At 65.8% G+C, this 18,843-nt stretch carries 14 protein-coding genes; 8 read left to right on the plus strand and 6 right to left on the minus strand.

What is annotated here, in order from left to right; all coding sequences use genetic code 11:
* The first annotated feature begins 135 nt into the window (after window positions 1-135).
* From H681_RS06940 to H681_RS06950, 3 genes are all read left to right on the plus strand, one after another.
* The gene (locus H681_RS06940) at window positions 136-651 is read left to right on the plus strand and encodes an RNA polymerase sigma factor (RefSeq protein WP_177324595.1); all 516 of its coding nucleotides are present in this window, start codon (window positions 136-138) and stop codon (window positions 649-651) included.
* A 5-nt stretch (window positions 652-656) separates the two neighbouring features.
* The gene (locus tag H681_RS06945; protein WP_015476136.1) at window positions 657-1,484 is read left to right on the plus strand and encodes a FecR family protein; all 828 of its coding nucleotides are present in this window, start codon (window positions 657-659) and stop codon (window positions 1,482-1,484) included.
* Window positions 1,485-1,562: 78 nt separating this feature from the next.
* On the plus strand, window positions 1,563-3,902 hold the full coding sequence (locus tag H681_RS06950; RefSeq protein WP_015476137.1) for a TonB-dependent siderophore receptor: 2,340 nt from the start codon (window positions 1,563-1,565) through the stop codon (window positions 3,900-3,902).
* A 77-nt stretch (window positions 3,903-3,979) separates the two neighbouring features.
* On the opposite strand, the gene H681_RS06955 is transcribed toward H681_RS06950, so the two are convergent.
* Both H681_RS06955 and H681_RS06960 read right to left on the minus strand, forming a co-directional pair.
* Window positions 3,980-4,723 (minus strand): TorF family putative porin, encoded by a 744-nt coding sequence (locus H681_RS06955; protein WP_015476138.1) that lies wholly within the window; start codon window positions 4,721-4,723, stop codon window positions 3,980-3,982.
* Window positions 4,724-4,876: 153 nt separating this feature from the next.
* Window positions 4,877-6,634 (minus strand): amidohydrolase, encoded by a 1,758-nt coding sequence (locus tag H681_RS06960; RefSeq protein WP_015476139.1) that lies wholly within the window; start codon window positions 6,632-6,634, stop codon window positions 4,877-4,879.
* A 114-nt stretch (window positions 6,635-6,748) separates the two neighbouring features.
* Here H681_RS06960 and H681_RS06965 point away from each other — a divergent pair, with 114 nt between their 5' ends.
* Complete coding sequence (locus H681_RS06965; protein WP_015476140.1) at window positions 6,749-7,657, plus strand: LysR family transcriptional regulator; 909 nt, start codon at window positions 6,749-6,751, stop codon at window positions 7,655-7,657.
* A 167-nt stretch (window positions 7,658-7,824) separates the two neighbouring features.
* Entirely contained in the window at window positions 7,825-9,210 is a 1,386-nt protein-coding gene (gene hemN / locus H681_RS06970) for an oxygen-independent coproporphyrinogen III oxidase (protein WP_041711795.1), read from the plus strand.
* Window positions 9,211-9,264: 54 nt separating this feature from the next.
* Here the strand turns inward: hemN and H681_RS06975 are convergent, their stop codons facing one another.
* From H681_RS06975 to H681_RS06985, 3 genes are all read right to left on the minus strand, one after another.
* Window positions 9,265-10,869, minus strand: coding sequence for an FMN-binding glutamate synthase family protein (locus H681_RS06975; RefSeq protein ID WP_015476142.1), 1,605 nt, complete (start codon window positions 10,867-10,869; stop codon window positions 9,265-9,267).
* Window positions 10,870-11,205: 336 nt separating this feature from the next.
* Complete coding sequence (locus H681_RS06980) at window positions 11,206-12,585, minus strand: L-serine ammonia-lyase (protein WP_015476143.1); 1,380 nt, start codon at window positions 12,583-12,585, stop codon at window positions 11,206-11,208.
* 176 nt (window positions 12,586-12,761) lie between these two features.
* Window positions 12,762-13,541, minus strand: coding sequence for a helix-turn-helix transcriptional regulator (locus H681_RS06985; RefSeq protein ID WP_015476144.1), 780 nt, complete (start codon window positions 13,539-13,541; stop codon window positions 12,762-12,764).
* Window positions 13,542-13,703: 162 nt separating this feature from the next.
* Here H681_RS06985 and H681_RS06990 point away from each other — a divergent pair, with 162 nt between their 5' ends.
* The 3 genes from H681_RS06990 (at window position 13,704) to H681_RS07000 (ending at window position 16,702) form a co-directional block, all read left to right on the plus strand.
* Complete coding sequence (locus H681_RS06990) at window positions 13,704-14,522, plus strand: carbon-nitrogen hydrolase family protein (RefSeq protein ID WP_015476145.1); 819 nt, start codon at window positions 13,704-13,706, stop codon at window positions 14,520-14,522.
* A 158-nt stretch (window positions 14,523-14,680) separates the two neighbouring features.
* Entirely contained in the window at window positions 14,681-16,003 is a 1,323-nt protein-coding gene (locus tag H681_RS06995; protein ID WP_015476146.1) for an APC family permease, read from the plus strand.
* 54 nt (window positions 16,004-16,057) lie between these two features.
* On the plus strand, window positions 16,058-16,702 hold the full coding sequence (locus H681_RS07000; protein ID WP_015476147.1) for a glutathione S-transferase family protein: 645 nt from the start codon (window positions 16,058-16,060) through the stop codon (window positions 16,700-16,702).
* A 635-nt stretch (window positions 16,703-17,337) separates the two neighbouring features.
* Here the strand turns inward: H681_RS07000 and H681_RS07005 are convergent.
* On the minus strand, window positions 17,338-18,747 hold the full coding sequence (locus H681_RS07005; protein WP_015476148.1) for an MFS transporter: 1,410 nt from the start codon (window positions 18,745-18,747) through the stop codon (window positions 17,338-17,340).
* Window positions 18,748-18,843: the final 96 nt, after the last annotated feature.

Genomic DNA, 18,843 nt, shown 5'->3' on the forward strand with positions numbered 1-18,843 from the left:
TGGCCGTGAGGCAGCGGGCAGGCGAGCTCCACCTGGCGTCGAGCGTTCGAGGCGACGGATCAATAGAGAATAGGTTACCAATGCGATTAAATATCATTTATGATCGACGGCTGCCTACCCACTCATCCGTCCGCGCTGCCATCCATGTCCGCCAAGCCGTCTTTACTCGCTGCGCTGGTCCATCACTACGATGAGTTGGTGGAGCATGTACGCCGCCGTTTCGGGGACCGTGGATTTGCCCAGGAAGTGGTGCACGACGTTTGCGTGGAGATGCTGGAGCGCTCCGAACGGCACGGCATACAATCGCCGCTGGCGCTGCTGCGGAAGATATCCAGCGACCGCGCGGTGGACCGCTACCGTAGCGAGCGCCGCCGGCGCGCGCTGACGGCCCCTCTGGTCGAGGCGGCCGAGCCGGTTTGCCCGGCGCCTTCGCCCTATCGGCACTGCGAGTCCGAGCGTGAACTGGAGCGTTTGGTCGAGGCGATCGAAGCGTTGCCGGTCCGTTGCCGGATGGTGTTCGTCATGCACAAGATCCACGGCCTCCCGCAGGGCGAGGTTGCCAGGCAGATGGGCATATCCCTGAAGACGGTGGAGAAGCACTTGCGCCTGGGCATGCTGGCGTGTCGCGCGCATCTGGAGCGAAAAGGATAATCGCCGTGAGTGCATCCGGTCCGAACAAGCAACCCTTCCAGCCCGAAGAGGACGTCCTGGAGCGTCACCGCGACCTGCTCCGCGAACGTTTCCCCCTGCCCGTGCCGAAGCCGCGCAAACCCCGTGCGCCCTTGGCCGGCGTAGCGTCGTTGCTGCTCATCGCGCTGCTGTTCTGGCTGGACCCCGCCTACCGTCACGAGCAGTTCGCGACGGAGCCGGGGCAGCGTCGAACCCTGGCGCTGGCCGATGGCTCCCATCTGACCCTCGACGGCGGCACCCGCGTGTCGCTGGCCTGGCACCTTCGCTCGCGCCGCGCCGAGTTGCAGGACGGGCAAGCCCTGTTCGATGTCTCCAGGGCGCGCCTGCGCCCGTTCCAGGTCCTCGCCGGCACCACCCGGGTACAGGTCAAGGGCACGCTGTTCAATGTGCTGAATGCGGGAGCGGACGTGCAGGTGACCCTGTTGCGTGGCAGCGTCCTGGTTGGCGCGGGGGACAGCGAAGCGCACCTTGCGCCCGGGCAGCAGGCCATCACGCATGACGGGCGGCTTTCCGCTCCCAGAACCGTGGACACCGCCACAGCGACGGCCTGGCAGGACGGCAAGCTGGTCTTCAAGCGTACTCCGCTGAAACAGGCGCTGGAGGCGATGCAGCGTTACCGGGGGCCGAGGATTGTCCTGGACGATCCGGAGCTGGCCGACCTGCCGATCAACGGGGTGTTCAAGAGCGAGAACGTGGAGTCGCTGCTCAAGCTGCTGCCGGGTGTCCTGCCCGTCGAACTGAGCTTCGATTCGGATGGCACGGCGCACCTGCAAAGGCGACCTGCGAAAAAATAATCAGGGCGGAGGTAGGGTTTTGCCGTTCGGGCAGCGGCATGGAGGGAAACCAGAATCATTCACAAGGAATCCCTCCCCATGCGCACCCCTGTGCCCCGAGCCCTGTTGTCGCTTTCCGTGCTGGCCGGCAATCTGTTGCTGGCCGCCTATGCGAGTGCCCAGGACACCTTCACCCTCGACCTGCCCAGCTCCAGGCTGGAACACGCCCTGAACGACCTGGCCAGGCAGTCCTCGTCGCAAATCCTGTTCGCCAGCGATATCGCCAATGACCGGCCCAGCCCGGCGCTGAAGGGCAGCTACACCCTCGAGCAGGCCCTGCAGAAACTGCTGGAAGGCACCGGGCTGCACGCCGTCGCCAAGGAGGATGGAACCTTCATCATCGTGCCGGGGACTGCCACCGGGCAGAACGTCCAGGCGGAAGCGCCTGCCCCTCTCGCACCGATGGTGATCACCGGCGATGTGCTGGGGAATGCCAGCGCGCCGGAGGTCATCAGCTATGCCGGCAGCCGTACCCTGGTGGATTCCGCCCAATTGCAGAAGCCCAGCGTGCGGGGCGTGGACGATGCGCTCCAGCGCGTGCCAGGGGTGAAGATCTTCGACGAGACCGGTACGGGCGCACTGCCGCAGATTGCCGTCCGCGGCCTCTATGAAAGCCGCAGTGGCCGCATCCAGGCCCTGTCCGACGGCATTCCGCTGGCGCTGGCGCCCTATGGGCAAACCGGTCTTTCCCTGTTTCCGGTGACGCTGGCGATGGTCGATCGAATCGACGTGGTCAAGGGCGGCGCGGCCGTCCAGTACGGCCCCAACAACGTCGGGGGCGTGATCAACTTCATCAGCCGGCCGATCCCGCGCACCTGGGAAACCAACCTCAAGGAGAAGGCGACCTTCTACCCCGGAGGGCGGCAGCTGTGGGACACCTATGTCGGCACCGGCGGCTTCCTGACCGACAACTTCGGCCTGCAACTGGACCTCAATACGCTCAGCGGCGAGGCCGGGCGCGAGCATTCCGATACCGATGTGCAGAACTACCGGCTACGCGGACAGTGGAATATCGACGACTACCGCGATCTGAGCTTTGGCGTCCAGTACTACAAGGCCGACATGGACCTGGCCGGCGCGCTGTCGCCGGAGGACTATCGACACGATCCGCGCCAGTCCACCCGTCCGCTTGACCGCTTCGAAGGCGATACGACGCGAGTCTGGGGCACCTACACCGAGCAACTGGGCAGCATCGGGCCCTTCGACTCGGTGGAGTTCAGCTGGACCAACTTCGCCCACGACAGCTACCGCAACTTCGTGGTCGGCCTGCCGTTCACCCCCGATGCGTCGCCCCTGACCCGCCAGGATGGCCCGCGTGACTTCAAGGTCTGGGGCAGCGAGCCGCGATTGAGCCTGAGCATCGACGACGAGCAGGTCAGCCAGACCTGGCTGGTCGGGGCGCGCTACGTCAGCGAGGACATCGATTACAAGGTGAACAGGCAGAGCCTGGCGACGGGCGTCACCACGCCGTTCCGTGATTGGAAGTTCAACGATGACGCCCAGGCGGTCTACCTGAGCAATGCCATCGGCCTGATGGATCGCCGCCTCACCATCACGCCGGGGGTGCGTTATGAAAACGCCCGCATGGACTATGACGACGGCCTGACCCAGGTCCGCAAGGACAACCGATCCGAAGAGTGGCTTCCGGGGCTGACCATCGGCTTCCAGGCCACTGACGAGTGGTACCTGTATGCCAATGCCCAGAAGTCCCTGCGCCCGCCGCAAGTGACGCAGATCGTGAAGGAGGGGGATGTCGGCGCGGAACTGGCCTGGAACTATGAAACCGGGGTCCGCTACATCCCCTGGGATGGCTTGCGTGTGGACTTCGGTGTCTACCGCATCGATTTCGACGACCAGATCGTCTATTCGGCGACCACCGACCGCTTCCAGAACATCGGCAGCACCCGGCACCAGGGTATCGAGACCGAGGTGTTCTGGACGCCGGAAGCCCTGCCCGAGCTCGATCTGCACGCCAGCTATGCCTACCTGGATGCCGAGCAGCGCAGTGGGGAGTTCAAGGGGAACGACGTGCCCTATGCCTCCCGGCAGCAGTTCGGTGTGGATGGCCAGTACCGCTTCGCCGAGTTCTGGACCTACAGCCTGGATGGTCTGTATGTCAGCAGCGCCTATACCGACGCCGCGAATAGCGCTGACGAGGATGCCAATGCGACGGTCGGGGAACTGCCAGCCTATTGGCTGTGGAATACGGCGATCCAGCGGGAGTTTCCCCTGCAGGACCAGAGTGTCCTGACGGCGTCGGCCGGTATCAGCAACCTGTTCAATCGCCAGTATTACTTCCGTGGCATCGACACCAGCCCCTGGGGACGGCAGCCCGCCCCCGAGCGCTCGTTGACGCTGGAGGTCAACTACAAGTTCTGAGGCCGGCGGGCGCAACGCGAACTCCCCGTGTGCATCGGGACGCCGCGATTCACGCGGCGCCCCGGTTGGCTTTCGCCTCAGAAACTCTTCGCCACGCTGGCCACCACCGTGGCGGTACAGGCGTCCTTGAAGCCGAAGTTGTTCAGGCATTCGTACCGGGACAGGTCGGTATCGATGTAACTCACCGCCCAATCCAGCCCCACCAGCTCATGGCTCAGTTTGACCTCCCACTCGTGGTAGGTGTCGCGGGTGTCTTCGCCGCCGGAAAGGTAGAGCGGGTCCTTCGCGTCGTTGCGGCCATAGCGCACGCGCAACTGGAACTCGGCCGGCAGTTCGGCGTTGTAGGCCAGGTAGGTGTAGAGATTGCTCTGCTTCTCGCCGAAATAGGTGGGGTAGTCGTCACCGTAGTAGGCCGCCAGCTCGAAGCCATAGGCGTGGAGGATGGCGTACACGTCGCTCTGGTTGAACTGGCTTTCCTTGGGGTAGCTGTACTTGAGATAGCCCAGGTCCAGGGCGACATCGTCGTTGGCCTGCCAGTACCAGCCGAGGTAGTAGTCCATTTCCTGGCGGGTCTTGTGGTCGTAGCCGTAGTCGACGTTGGAGGTCCAGGCCCCCAGGTACGGGCCGCTGGCATGCTGCAGGGTGAGGCCGAGCTGGGCGGCCGGGTCGCCCTGGGTCTGCGAGATGCCACGGGTGCGGTAGTCGCTGAGCAGCGCGGCGTCGATCTGCAGGGCGAAGTCCTGGCTGAGCTCCACGGCCAGGGCGGGGGTGAGCGGCGCGCAGGCGAGCAGCGCGCCGATGAGCCATTGCGGGCGGTTCATGCGGTTGTCCCTTTGTTGTGATTGTCTGTGGGGCAGGGCGAAAAGGCCCGCGCAGCGCCAGCCCTCCCGGCGTCGTCGGGGGCTTGGAGGAAGGGCTGGGCTGGCGGGCAGGGCGCCGGGGGTGTTCAGGTCCCGACGCAGGAGCCCGGCTCGTCAGAGAGCCGGAGCGTCGTCGGCGCGGTAGACTTCGCGGCCTTCGAACAGGGTGTGCAGCACGCGGGCTTCGGCCAGTTGCTGCTCGGGCACGCTGAACACGTCGCGGTCGAGGACGACCATGTCGGCCTGCTTGCCGGGGGCCAGGCTGCCGATCTTCCGCTCCAGGCCGATGGCCTGCGCGGCATTGCGGGTGTAGGCGTAGAACATGGTCTGGCGGTCGACGCGCTCGGCGGCATTCAGCACGCCTTGCTCGCCCTGGCGGGTCACCGCCTGGTAGACGGCCTTCAGCGGGTCCGGGGTGGATACCGGCCAGTCGCTGGCGCCGGCGATGGTGGCGCCGTTGTCCAGCAGCGATTTCGCCGGGTACATGTAGCGATAGGCGTCGTCGGCGATGTAGGGCTTCACCAACTCGACCGTGTAGGGCTCGGCGGTGGCCCAGTCCAGTTGCATCGAGGCGATCACGCCCAGCGACTTGAAGCGCGGGAAGTCCTGCGGGCTGACCAGTTGCAGGTGGGTGATCGAGTGGCGGATGCCGCTCTGCCGGTCCTTGCGCGCCTGGGCGATGCCGTTGAGCGATTCGCGCACCGCGCGGTCGCCGATGGCGTGGATGTGCACCAGCCAGCCACGGGCGTCGGCGGCGCTGACCAGTTCGCCGAAATGCTGCGGGTCGATCAGCAGTTCGCCGGGCTTGTGGCTGTTCTTGTAGTCTTCCAGCAGCGCGGCGGACTGCGCCGGGAACTCGATCACGCCGTCGGCGAAGATCTTGATCCCCGGCAGGGTCAGGTTGGGGATGCCCTGGAACTGCTGGCGCACCTTGTCCAGCACCGCGAGATCGGCCGGACGGCTCTTCGGATTGGCCACCAGCAGCGCCGCGACGTGGGCGCTGAGCTGGCCGTCACGGGCCAGGTCGCGGTACACCGGCAGCACGCCGACGCTCTTCTCGGTGGGCGTGATGTTGAACAGCGCCTCACCCGGTGCGCCGTTGGCCGCCGGGTCCATCCAGGCGGTGATGCCGAGGCTGTTGTTGTACTTCACCGCGGCCACGCCCGCACGCTTCATGGTCTGGGTGTCGGCGACGGGCATGGCGGCCGCGGCCAGGTCGAAGCCGGAATCGACGAGGAAGCCGGTGGGATTGAAGTGCTTGTCGTGGGCGATGTTCTGCTGTTCCAGGGCGCTCAGGCCACGCAGGCGCTGCGCATCGAGCCCGGCGCGCTTGAGCATGGCGGCGTTGGCCCAGGCGGTGTGGTGGTCGCTGCCGATCAGGATCACCGGCACGTTCTCCCACTCGCCGTTGTTCAGGCGCTGCGCCAGGCCCTCGGACTGGGACCAGTAGGTGGAGTTCATGCCGTTCATCACCACCACGTCGCCCGCCATCGCCCTGCCGCTGTCGCGGTCCTTCTTCAAGCGCTTGACGAAGGCGTCGAGGTCCATTTCCTCATCCTGCAGGCTGGCGGAGATCAGCTCCAGGCCACCGAAGATGGAGTGCGAGTGGCTGTCGATGAAGCCGGGCATCAGCACCTTGCCACCGAGGTCGACGACCTTGCTGCCGGCGTCGCCCAGGGCGCGGATCTCGTCGTTGGTGCCCACTTTCAGCACCTTGCCATCGGCCACCGCGACCGCCTGTTGCAGCGCCTGGCCCGGCTCGGCGGTGAAAACCTTGCCGTTGAGCAGGATCAGGTCCGCGTTCTGTGCCTGTGCTTCCAAAGTGCCGAGCGCGATTGCAACGGCCAGCGCGCCTTTGAGCAACGTGTGCATGACTTCCCCTTGTGTACCGGTTGATTTTTATTGGTCTGCGCAAGAGGCTATCGGGGCGGCCAGCGGCCAGGAAGGCGCAACGGCTCATAACACTTGTGAAAATCTGGAAATAATATGGACAAGTTCAGCAGCCTGACGATGTTCGTTGCCAGCGCTGAAACCGGCAGTTTCAGCCGCGCAGCCGAGCGACTGGGCAAGACTCCCTCGGCCGTCACCAAGGCCATCGGCCTGCTGGAGAGCGAACTGGGCGCGCGGCTGTTCGAGCGCACCACGCGCAGCATGTCGTTGACCGAGGCCGGCCAGCTTTACCTGGACGGCGCCCGCGAGGTGCTGGAGCGGATGCGCGAGACCACCGAGGAGATCGCCCAGTTGCAGCACAGCCTGCGGGGCGTGCTGCGCATCACCGCGCCGCTGCTGTTCGGCCCGGCCTTCCTCGACCAGGCCTGCGCGGACTTCCTCGCCCTGCACCCGGACGTACGCCTGCAGGTGGACCTCTCCGACAGCTACCTCGACCTGCTCGACGGCCGCTACGACCTCGCGTTGCGCATGGGCAACAGCGACCTGCCGGGGCTGATCGCGCAGCCACTGGCGGAAAGCCGCATCGCTGTCTGCGCCAGTCCCCTGTACCTGGCACGGCGCGGCACGCCCCAGCATCCGCGCGAGGTCATCGAGCACGACTGCCTGATCTACCGCCACCCGGCGCTGGACGACCGCTGGTGGTTCGACCTGGACGGCGAGCGCTACTCCACGCCGCGCAGCGGACGCCTGAGCAGCGACAACCAGGCCATGTTGCTCACCGCCTGCCTGGCCGGACACGGCCTGCTGCCGTGCCCACGCTGGAGCGTGCTGGATCACCTGCGCTGCGGACGGCTGGTCACGGTGCTGGATGCGTTCTACTTCGAGCCGGACACCTTCGGCTCGCAGATCCTCGCCGTGTACCCGAGCAACCGCCGGGCCACGCGCAAGATCCATGCGTTCATCGAACACCTGCGCGAGGCGCTGCGGCGCACCGGTATCCTTTGAGGCGCTACAGGCTGTCCGGCTGCGCCTGGCATGCCCCGTCCGGAGGATGCTTCGGGCGGCATCGAGTGGGAAGTTCTTGATCCTGCACAGGAGCGGCGTAGCGTGATCGGTGTATTGTGCGTCGGCGACTTGCAGCGACAGACTGCCAGCGCCAGAGGAGCCGTGTCATGCCCGAATCTATGAGTTTCAACCGCGCGCTGGTGGAGAAGTACGACCGCCCCGGCCCGCGCTATACGTCCTACCCCACCGCGCCGCAGTTCCACGGCGCCTTCGCCGCCGACGACTACCGCGCAGCGGCCCGGCGCAGCAACGAGGCACCGTCCAAGCCACTCTCGGTGTACATCCACATCCCGTTCTGCCAGAGCCTGTGCTACTACTGCGCCTGCAACAAGATCATCACCCAGAAGACCCACCGCGCCGTCGAATACCTCGACTACCTCAAGCGCGAGATCGCCATGCAGGCGGCATTGTTCGACGGTTCGCGCAAGCTCACCCAATTGCACCTGGGGGGCGGTACGCCCACCTACCTGACCAGTGCACAGTTGACCGAGCTGATGGATTGCCTGCGCGAGCATTTCAACCTGGACGAGAGCGACGACCATGAGTTCTCCATCGAGGTCGATCCGCGCACCATCAGCCGCGAACGCATCGCCGAGCTGCGCGCCCAGGGCTTCAACCGCCTGAGCTTCGGCGTGCAGGATTTCGACGAGAAGGTCCAGGCGGCGGTCAATCGCGTACAGAGCGAGCAGCAGATCTTCGACCTCATCCACGCCGCCCGCGAGGCGCGCTTCAAGTCGGTTTCCGTGGACCTGATCTACGGCCTGCCGCTGCAGACGGTGGAGAGCTTCGACGCCACCCTGAGCAAGATCGTCGCATTGCGTCCCGACCGCATCGCCGCCTACAGCTACGCCCACCTGCCCGAGCGGGTGCGCGCGCAGCGGCTGATCCGCCGCGAGGACATGCCGCCGCCCGAGCGCAAGCTGGAACTGCTGGAACTGACCATCCGCCGGCTGACCGGGGAGGGCTATGCCTACATCGGCATGGACCACTTCGCGCTGCCCGACGACGAGCTGACCGTGGCCCGCGCCAACGGTACGCTGCAACGCAACTTCCAGGGCTACTCGACCCACGCCGACTGCGACCTGATCGCCCTGGGCGTGTCGTCCATCAGCAAGGTCGGCGACACCTACGGGCAGAACGTGAAGGAGCTGTCGCAGTACTACGCGCGCCTTAACGAGGGGCTGCTGCCGGTGCACAAGGGCTACCGCCTGACCGACGACGACCGCCTGCGCCGCGAGGTGATCGGCGCGCTGATGTGTCATGGCCGCGTGGACTACGCACCGCTGGAAGCGCGCCACGGTATCCGTTTCAGGGAGTATTTCGAGGAATCGCTGCAGCAGTTGCAGGAGCAGGTCGGCGACGGCCTGATCGAGCTGCACGGCGATGCGCTGGTGCTGCTGCCCCAGGGGCAACTGATGATGCGCAGCGTGGCGATGGCTTTCGATGCCTACCTGGGCGGTGGGCAGCAGGAGCGCTTCTCGCGGACCATCTGAGCCAGGAAAAGCCCCGGCAACCTGCAGGTTGCCGGGGCTTTTTTCGTGCCGGCGTCAGCCCGCCGCCGCCTCGAAGCTGTCGCTGCGCGCCATACGCCAGATGCGCTCGTAGAACTCGCCCTCGATGTTGCCCGAGAGCAGTTCGCCGGGCTTGAGGAAGTAGTGCAGGTGCGAGAACAGGCGGATCTCGGTGGCCGACACGCGACGCACCAGATGCCTGGCTTCCAGTTGCGAGGGATGCTCGATGCCGGCCGCGGCGATCATCTCGGCCAGGCCCTTGAGGGTGTTGCGGTGGAAGTTGCGCACCCGCTCGGCCTTGTCCGGCACCACCAGGGCGCGTTGGCGCAGCGGGTCCTGGGTGGCCACGCCGGTCGGGCACTTGTTGGTGTGGCAGCTCTGCGACTGGATGCAGCCGATGGCGAACATGAAGCCGCGCGCCGAGTTGGCCCAGTCGGCGCCCATCGCCAGCACGCTGGCGATATCGAAGGCGCTGACGATCTTGCCGCTGGCGCCGATGCGGATCTTGTCGCGCAGGTTCAGGCCGACCAGGGTGTTGTGCACGAACAACAGGCCCTCGCGCATCGGCAGGCCCATGTGGTCGGTGAACTCCAGCGGCGCGGCGCCGGTGCCGCCTTCCTTGCCGTCGACCACGATGAAGTCGGGGAGGATGCCGGTCTCCTGCATGGCCTTGGCGATGCCCATGAACTCCCACGGGTGGCCGATGCACAGCTTGAAGCCCACCGGCTTGCCGCCGGAGAGTTCGCGCAGTTTGACGATGAAGTCGAGCAGCTCCTTGGGCGTGCTGAAGGCGCTGTGGGAGGAGGGCGAGATGCAGTCCTGGCCCAGCGGTACACCACGGGTGGAGGCGATTTCCGGGGTCACCTTGTGCTTGGGCAGGATGCCGCCGTGGCCGGGCTTGGCGCCCTGGCTGAGCTTGATCTCGATCATCTTCACCTGCGGGTCGACCGCCTGCCTGGCGAAGCGCTCCGGGTCGAAGTGGCCATCCGGGGTGCGGCAGCCGAAGTAGCCGCTGCCCAGTTCCCAGGTCAGGTCGCCGCCGTACTCGCGGTGGTAGGGGCTGATGCTGCCCTCGCCGGTGTCGTGGATGAAGTTGCCCATCTTCGCGCCCTTGTTCAGCGCGCGGATGGCGTTGGCGCTGAGGGAGCCGAAGCTCATCGCCGAGATGTTGAACACCGAGATGGAGTAGGGCTGCTTGCATTCCGGGCCGCCCACGTCGACGCGGAAGGTGCAGGGATCGGCCACCGGCGCCGGGCGGATGGAGTGGGCGATGAACTCGAAGCCCGACTGGTAGACGTCGATCAGGGTGCCGAACGGTTTGTCGGCGCTCTCGTTCTTCGCCCGCGAGTAGACCAGCGCCCGCTGGGCACGGGAGAAGGGCAGGGCGTCGTTGTCCCCCTCGAGCAGGTACTGGCGGATTTCCGGGCGGATGCCTTCCACCAGGTAGCGGATGTTGCCGAGGATCGGGTAGTTGCGCCGTACCGCGTGGTGCTGCTGGCGGAGGTCGATGACGCCGAGCACGCTGAGGGCGAAGGTCAGCAGGGTCAGGGGCCAGACGTGGCCGAGGAAGGGCAGGCTGATCAGGGTAAACAGGATGCAGGCGGCGAAGAAGGCGTAGCGGCTGAGCAGCGACAGGTTCATGGAGTCTCCAGTCGTTGGGCTTATCACGGTCAGGTTGGGTCGAAAGGGCCGTCACAGAGCATGGCAGGTATTGCGCGAACGTGCCTGGACAAAGGGCAAGGCGATGGGCTTTCGGAGGTCATTCCAGTTCTGGCGGGCACCGACGGTAGCCCGAAGCAGGGGAAAAAGAAAGCTGGCTAACGATTTTTTCCGGGACTGAGAAAGGGTGTTTCGGGAGCTGCGAGAAACGGCCACATCCGTACCTGGGCTGTTCGCGAGCAAGCTCGCTCCTACAGGGTTGGCACCGGCTTGCACTTCGTAGGAGCGAGCTTGCTCGCGAACCCGCATTCAGCCGGATTAACAGGCAATCACGTTGACTGCCAGCCCGCCCTTGGAGGTCTCCTTGTACTTGTCCATCATGTCCCGCCCGGTGTCGCGCAGGGTGTCGATGGCCTTGTCGAGGCTGACCAGATGCTGGCCGTCGCCGCGCAGGGCCAGTTGGGCGGCGTTGATGGCCTTGAGCGAAGCCATCGCGTTGCGCTCGATACAGGGTACCTGCACCAGGCCGGCCACCGGGTCGCACGTCAGGCCGAGGTTGTGCTCCAGGCCGATCTCGGCGGCGTTCTCCACCTGTTCCAGGCTGCCGCCGAGGACTTCCGCCAGGGCGCCGGCGGCCATCGCGCAGGCCGAGCCGACTTCGCCCTGGCAACCCACTTCGGCGCCGGAGATCGAGGCGTTGAGCTTGCACAGGATGCCGATGGCGGCGGCGGTCAGCAGGTAGCGTTCGATGGCCTCCGCGTCGGCCCGGGGGGCGTAGCGCGCGTAGTAGTGCAGCACCGCCGGAACGATGCCGGCGGCGCCGTTGGTGGGCGCGGTCACCACCCGGCCACCGGCGGCGTTCTCCTCGTTCACCGCCAGCGCCCAGAGATCGACCCAGTCCATCGCGCCGAGGGTGCTGGCGATCAGGTTGCCGCTGTCCGCTTCGTTCAACCGGCGGTAGAGCATGGGGGCGCGACGGCGCACCTTGAGCCCGCCGGGCAGGGTGCCTTCGGTTTCCAGTCCACGGCGCACGCAGGCCTGCATTTCGTCCCAGATATGGGCCAGGCCGGCGTGGATTTCCGCCGCGCTGCGCACGGCCAGTTCATTGGCCCACATCAGGTCGCTGATGCGCTTGAACTCATGCTGATGGCACAGGCGCAGCAGCTCCTCGGCGCTGTGGAAGGGGTAGGGCGTGGGGTTGCCGGGCAGGGCGCGGTCGGTGTTGAAGTCGGCCTGGTCCACCACGAAACCGCCGCCCACGGAATAGCAGACGCGCTCGGCCAGCAACCGGCCGTCGTCGTCCAGCGCGCGCAGGTGCAGCCCGTTGGGATGGGCGGGCAGGCTGCCGTCGTGGAAGACCAGGTGCCGCGCCGGATCGAAGTCGATCTCCCGCGCGCCGCCCAGGCGCAGGCGACGGCGCAGCAGGATGTCGTCCACCTGTGGCGCCAGGGCGGCTGGATCGGCTTCCGCCGGATCGATGCCGAGCAGGCCGATCAGGCAGGCGCGGTCGGTGGCGTGACCTTTGCCGGTGGCGCTGAGGGAGCCGTAGAGGTGCACCTCGATCGCCGCCACCCGCTCCAGTCGGTCGTCCGCCCGCAGGCGGTCGACGAACTCGCGGGTAGCGCGCATCGGCCCCACGGTGTGGGAGCTGGATGGCCCGACGCCGGGCTTGAACATGTCGAAAACACTGAGGGTCATGGGGGATTCCTCCTGTCCTCAAGCATGGACCCGCAATGCCGCGGTTGCTCACCGGCTGCTCGACGGCTGGCTGCTTTCTGTAGGAGCGAGCTTGCTCGCGAACAGAATTTCCAGGTATCTCCGCTGGCGCGCGGTTCGCGAGCAAGCTCGCTCCTACAAACGCGTAAGGTGCGATGTCACCCCTGCGCCTGCAAAAACAGCGAGAACAATTCCGACTGCGACTTGATCCCGAGCTTGGCGTACATGTGCTTGCGGTGGACCTTCACCGTTTCGGCGGAAATGGCCAGCTTGCGGGCGATTTCCTTGCTGGAGCAGCCACTGAGCATCAAGCGGCCGACTTCCAGTTCGCGGGCGGTGAGTGGGGTTTCCACCTGTTGGGCGGTGGCTTCCAGGCGGTTCTGCCAGCGCGGCGGCGGGGGCGCTTCCTGCACTTCGCGCTCGAAGGCCATGCGCTGGCGCATCAGGCCCGCGACCCAGGGCTGCACCAGCGCGAGTAAAGCGATCTGCTCCGGGGTGAAGCGGCCCTTGCTGCCCAGCGAGCAGCAGAGGGTGCGTTCGCCGTCGAGCTGCACGTTGATCTGCACTTCGTCGGCCACCACGTTGAGGCTGAAGTAGCGCTGGTAGTAGTCGGTCTGCTCGAACATTTCCGGGGCCACGTCGTCCAGGCGGAACAAGCCGCTGCCGGGGGCCTCGCGGCTGGCGATGTAGAACGGGTCGAGCAGGTAGAGGCCCCTGAGGTAGTCCTGGAACAGCGGGTCCGGCCCGCCATCTTCGCCGGGACATTCGGCGAACACCTGCGGCCTGCCATTGCTGAAAAGCAGCACCACCCAGCTGTCGAAGGGCACATACTGACCCAGCAGGCGCACCAGCGAGGTCCAGAAGTTCGGCTTGTCCAGCGCCTCGATCAGTTGCCCGACCGAGCGGTGCCAGGCGATGTCCTGCAGGGAAAGGCCCATGACTCTACCCCCGTTGGGTTACCACGCGGGCGTAATTACCCGGTGAGGGCGCCGCCGGCATACTCGGTGAATGCCTTTACGCCGGCGCGGTGCGCATTCTGACCCTTTTGCGGCATCGGGTCATGTCTTCGCGCCCGTCCATGAAACACCCGAGGAGCCCCCATGAAAGTCGAACTCGTTCAACTCGCTGGCCGTGATGGCGATGTGGCCTGGAACCTGGCGCGTACCCTCGACGCCATCCACGCCTGCGCCCCGGACAGTCAACTGGTGGTGTTCCCCGAAACCCAACTGACCGGCTTCCCCACCGAGGCCAACATCGCTGCCATCGCCGAACCGATCGACGGTCCCAGCGTGCAGGCCGTGCTGCGTGCCGCACGGGAGAAGAACATCTCGGTCGCCGTGGGTTTTGCCGAAGCCGCCGACGGCCGCTTCTACAACACCACGCTGCTGGTCACCCCCGACGGTATCGCCATGCAATACCGCAAGACGCACCTGTGGGCATCGGACCGCGGCATCTTCACCCCCGGCGACCGCTACGCCACCTGCCTGTGGAACGGCATCCGCGTCGGCATCGTGATCTGCTTCGACATCGAGTTTCCCGAGTCCGTACGCGCCCTCGGCCAACTGGGCGCCGAGCTGATCATCGTGACCAACGGCAACATGGACCCCTACGGCCCGACCCACCGCACCGCGATCATGGGCCGCGCGATGGAAAACCAGGCCTACGCCGTGATGGTCAACCGCGTCGGCGAGGGTGACGACGAGCTGGTGTTCGTCGGCGGCAGCGCGGCGGTCGATCCCTTCGGCCAACTGCTCTGCGAGGCCGGCCGCGAAGAGTGCCGGCAGATCGTCGAGCTGGATTTCGAACGCCTGGCCCAGGCGCGCCGCGACTACAGCTACCTGGCCGAGCGCCGCTTCGTACTGCCGGGCGAGATGCGCGAGCACGACGGCGGCCTGCGCGAATTGATCATTCCCACCTGAGTGTCCCATCCGGCTTCTGCGGAGCCGGGGCGCAGGGCCGCGCCGACACAGCGTTGTTCCACGATCGACGGGCGACGAGAGCGCCCGCGAGGCCTGCGGGTGAGCGCAGGCCAGCAACTTTGCGCTGCCATAACAAACACAATGCGGAGTAAGCAGTAATGGCTCGACTGAAACGAACCCTGTCGCTGGGTTCGGTGGTGCTGTTCGGCATCGCCTACATGACCCCGATCATCGTCCTCGGCACCTTCGGCATCCTCGCCGACGTCACTCGTGGCGTGGTGCCTTCGGCCTATCTCGTCGCCTCGGTAGCGATGCTCTTCACCGCGCTCAGCTATGGGCGCATGGCCGCCGCCTTCCCGGTGGCCGGCTCCGCCTACACCTACGTGCGCAAGTCGATCAGCCCGAAACTGGGCTTCCTCGCCGGCTGGGCGGTGCTGCTGGACTACCTGTTCCTGCCGATGGCCATCTGGCTGATCGGCGCGGCCTACCTGCACTCCGCCTTCCCGGCGGTGCCCCAGGCGCTCTGGGTGCTGGCGTTCATCGGCGTGACCACCGCGATCAACGTGGTCGGCCTGCGCCTGGCGAAGAACATCAATGGCGTGCTGATGCTGGTGCAGTTCCTGGTGCTGCTGGCCTTCGTCGGCCTGGCGATCCACTACGTGATGGGCGACGCCAGCCGTCCGTTGTGGACCCTGGAGCCCTTCCTCAAGGAAGGCACCCAACTGCCGCTGATCATGGGCGGCGCGGCCATCGCCTGCTACTCCTTCCTGGGCTTCGACGCGGTCAGCACCCTGACCGAAGAAACCCATGAGCCGCGCAAGACCATTCCGCGCGCGATCCTGCTGATCACCCTGATCGGTGGCGGCATCTTCATCGCCGCCAGCTACTTCGTACAACTGGCGCATCCGTCGCTGGAGTTCCAGAACGCCGATTCCGCCGCCTACGAAATTGCCCGCAACATCGGTGGCGATCTGTTCGTCAGCTTCTTCCTCGTCGGCCTGATCGTCGGCCAGTTCACCTCCGGACTGTCGGCCCAGGCCAGCGCCTCGCGCCTGCTGTTCGCGATGGGCCGCGACGGCGTACTGCCGCGCCCGTTCTTCGGTCGCATCGGCAAGCGCTTCGAGACCCCGGTGAACAGCATCGTGCTGTGCGGCGTGGTGGCGCTGCTGGCGCTGCGCATGGACGTCACCACCTCCACCTCGTTCATCAACTTCGGCGCCTTCCTGGCCTTCAGCCTGGTGAACCTCTCGGTGATCTTCCACTACTACCTGAACGCCGAGCGCCGTGGCCTGCGCGAGCGGGTGCTGTTCCTGCTGTTCCCGCTGATCGGCCTGCTTGCCGACCTGTGGCTGATGGTCAGTCTCGACCACCTGGCGATCTGGCTCGGCGCATCCTGGCTGGCGATCGGCGTGGTCTACCTGGCGGTGATCACCGGCGGTTTCCGCGAGCAACCGCCGGAGATGCACTTCGACGAGGCATAACGGTCTGGCGGGGCTATGCTGGGGGCTCCATGCGGTGCCCGAGGAGCCCCCGCCATGTCCCGCATCACCCTGTACCATTCGCCCCAGACTCGCTCCAGCGGCACCCTGGTGCTGCTGGAGGAGCTGGGCGCCGACTATGACCTCGAACTGATCAACATGAAGGCCGGCCAGCAGCGCCAGCCGGCATACCTGGCCATCAACCCGATGGGCAAGGTCCCGGCGATTCGCCACGGCGAGGCGCTGGTGACCGAGCAGGGCGCGGTCTACCTCTACCTCGCCGACCTGTTCCCCCGCGCAGGCCTTGCGCCCGCCCTGGATGACTCGCTGCGCGGCCCGTACCTGCGCTGGCTGGTGTTCTATGGCTCCAGCTTCGAGCCGGCCATCCTCGACCGCGCGCTCAAGCGCGACCCGCCGCCGCCGGCCATGAGTCCGTACGGCGACTACGACAGCGTGATCAGAACCCTGGCCGCGCAACTGGAGCAGGGGCCTTACCTGCTGGGCGGCCGCATGACGGCTGCCGACGTGCTGTGGGGGTCGGCGCTGAGCTGGACCATCGGTTTCGGCGTGGTGCCCAAACTGCCGGTATTCGAACGCTACGTCGAACTCGTCACGGCGCGGCCGGCTTTCGCCCGCGTGCGCGAGCGCGATGAGCAGTGGGCGGCGGAACACGCCCGGGCCGCCGAGGCCAAGGTGCCGTGATTGCGTCCCGGCCAGGGCGATGGCGTAGCGGCATTCGGGACGTGCCGGGAGATCAGTGCGTGTTTTGCGAAAACGATCTCAAGCTATGTGGGAAGTTTCTTTTTTGCTTGTGGCTTTCTTTGTCAATCAGCGCTGCTGATCAATGATTGCCCCAACGCCGCGTCGATCCCCATCTCGTGGCGTCAGCGGCATCTGACGACGAGAAAGACGTTGCATCCGTTAGCCCCCTGAAGCCCATCCGCGAGGATGGGCTTTTTTCGTTCACTGTTCCTGCGCCCTTCAATCTCAGTCTTCGGAGGACGAAGTGGGAAATATCTACTGTTCGGAAGCCTGAGGTCCATGTGCCTCAGGAAAATGCCGACGATGTAGTCTTTATCCCAATCTTCTGAGGTTTTTTCTTACGCGGATATCTGGGCTTGGAGGTGGCTGTCAGCTGTTGGATCATATGTCCGTGCCCTGTTCCTACAGGGCGCCCTAATGATTGATCGACTAGTCAATCGTTAACGTTCTTGGCCCGCCAGCAATGGCGGGTCTTTTTTTTGGGCTCTCCGCAGAGCCTGGGAAGGCGCGATGAACCATGAAAAACGCCCTCTGCTGTTTCCGGAAGAGGGCGTAGTCGGTGCCGCGCGCCGAACTCAGGCGAGAGCTCGTCGCGCAGCGGGTTGATGAGCGACTGGTTCCTGCTTGCTGGCTGCGCTCCTTTCCTCGCGCAGTTCCTCGGCGTCGGCCTGCTCGGCGGTGGACAGGTCGCTGGCGCGGAAGCCGGTGAGCCTGAGCAGGATCAGGGTGCAGGCCAGGGAAACCACCGCGTACATCGCCGAGGCGATGGCCACGCCGACGATGCTGCCGGTGCTGTTGAGAATCCACTGGGCGAGGACCGGCGTACCGCCGCCGATCAGCAGCGAGCAGAGCTGGTAGGCCAGCGACAGGCCGGTATAGCGGACGCGGGCGGGGAAGGCGCGGGCCAGGATGCCGCCCACCGCGCCGTAGAACATCGCGTGCGGCACGGTGGCCAGGCACATGCCGACGGCGGCGATCCAGTAGATCTTGGTTTCCACCGCGAAGAACATCGCCGGCATCAGGATGAACTCCGGCAGCACCATCAGGCAGACGGCCTTGCGCATGTCGATCCGCGAGGTGAGCAGCGCGCCGATCGGCTGGCTGATGAACTGCACCACCAGGGCGATGACGATGATGCTGAGGAAGGTGCCCTGGCTGTAGCCCAGCGTCTTGGTCGCCCAGGACAGGGCGAAGGTGCTCTTGAAGTAGGTGACGTGGATGATCGGCAGCACGCCGGCGCCCAGCAGGACGATCCGCCAGTGCTTGCTCAGCACCTCCGCGATCGGCAGTTTCACGGTCTTCTTCTGTTGCAGCAGGCGCTTCATGTCTTCCGACTCTTCCAGCCGCAGGCGGATGACCATGCCGATGATGACCAGGGCCGCCGAGAGCAGGAAGGGAATGCGCCAGCCCCAGAGGATGAACTCGGAGGCCGGCAGGCTGCTGAGGGCGAAGAACACCACGGTCGCCAGCAGGTTGCCGGTGGGCGAGCCCTGCTGGGCGAAGGCGGCGTAGAGGATGCCCTTGCCCTTGGGCGCGCTCTCGCTGGCGATCAGGATGGCGCCACCCCATTCGCCGCCCACCGCGATGCCCTGGATGATGCGCAGCACCACCAGCGCGATCGGCGCCCATATGCCGATGTCCGCATAGACCGGCAGCACGCCGATGCAGGTGGTGGCGATGCCCATCATGATCAGGGTGATCACCAGGGTGTTCTTGCGGCCGATCCTGTCGCCGAGGTGGCCGAAGATGATGCCGCCGAGCGGGCGGGCGATGAAGCCGGACCACAGCGTGACGAAGGACAGCAGCGTGGCCAGGCCCGGGTCCATGTCGCTGGGGAAGAACACCTTGCCAAATACCAGTGCGGCAGCCAGGCCATAGATGTAGAAGTCATACCACTCGATGGTGGTGCCGATGAAGGAGGCGATACCCGCCTTGCGGGCCTTCTTGTGGAGGACGGAGTCGTCCCGGGGCGTTGTGCTGTGCATAGGGCAAGTCCTGGTTATTTTTGTTTTCCGCAGATACGCAGGTCCTTGCCGCGTCGTTTGGGTGCGGCGGGGGAAGCGAAACGAGAGGTTTCGCCG

Origin of the sequence: Pseudomonas sp. ATCC 13867 (genome assembly GCF_000349845.1) — a bacterium.
Lineage (GTDB): Bacteria > Pseudomonadota > Gammaproteobacteria > Pseudomonadales > Pseudomonadaceae > Pseudomonas.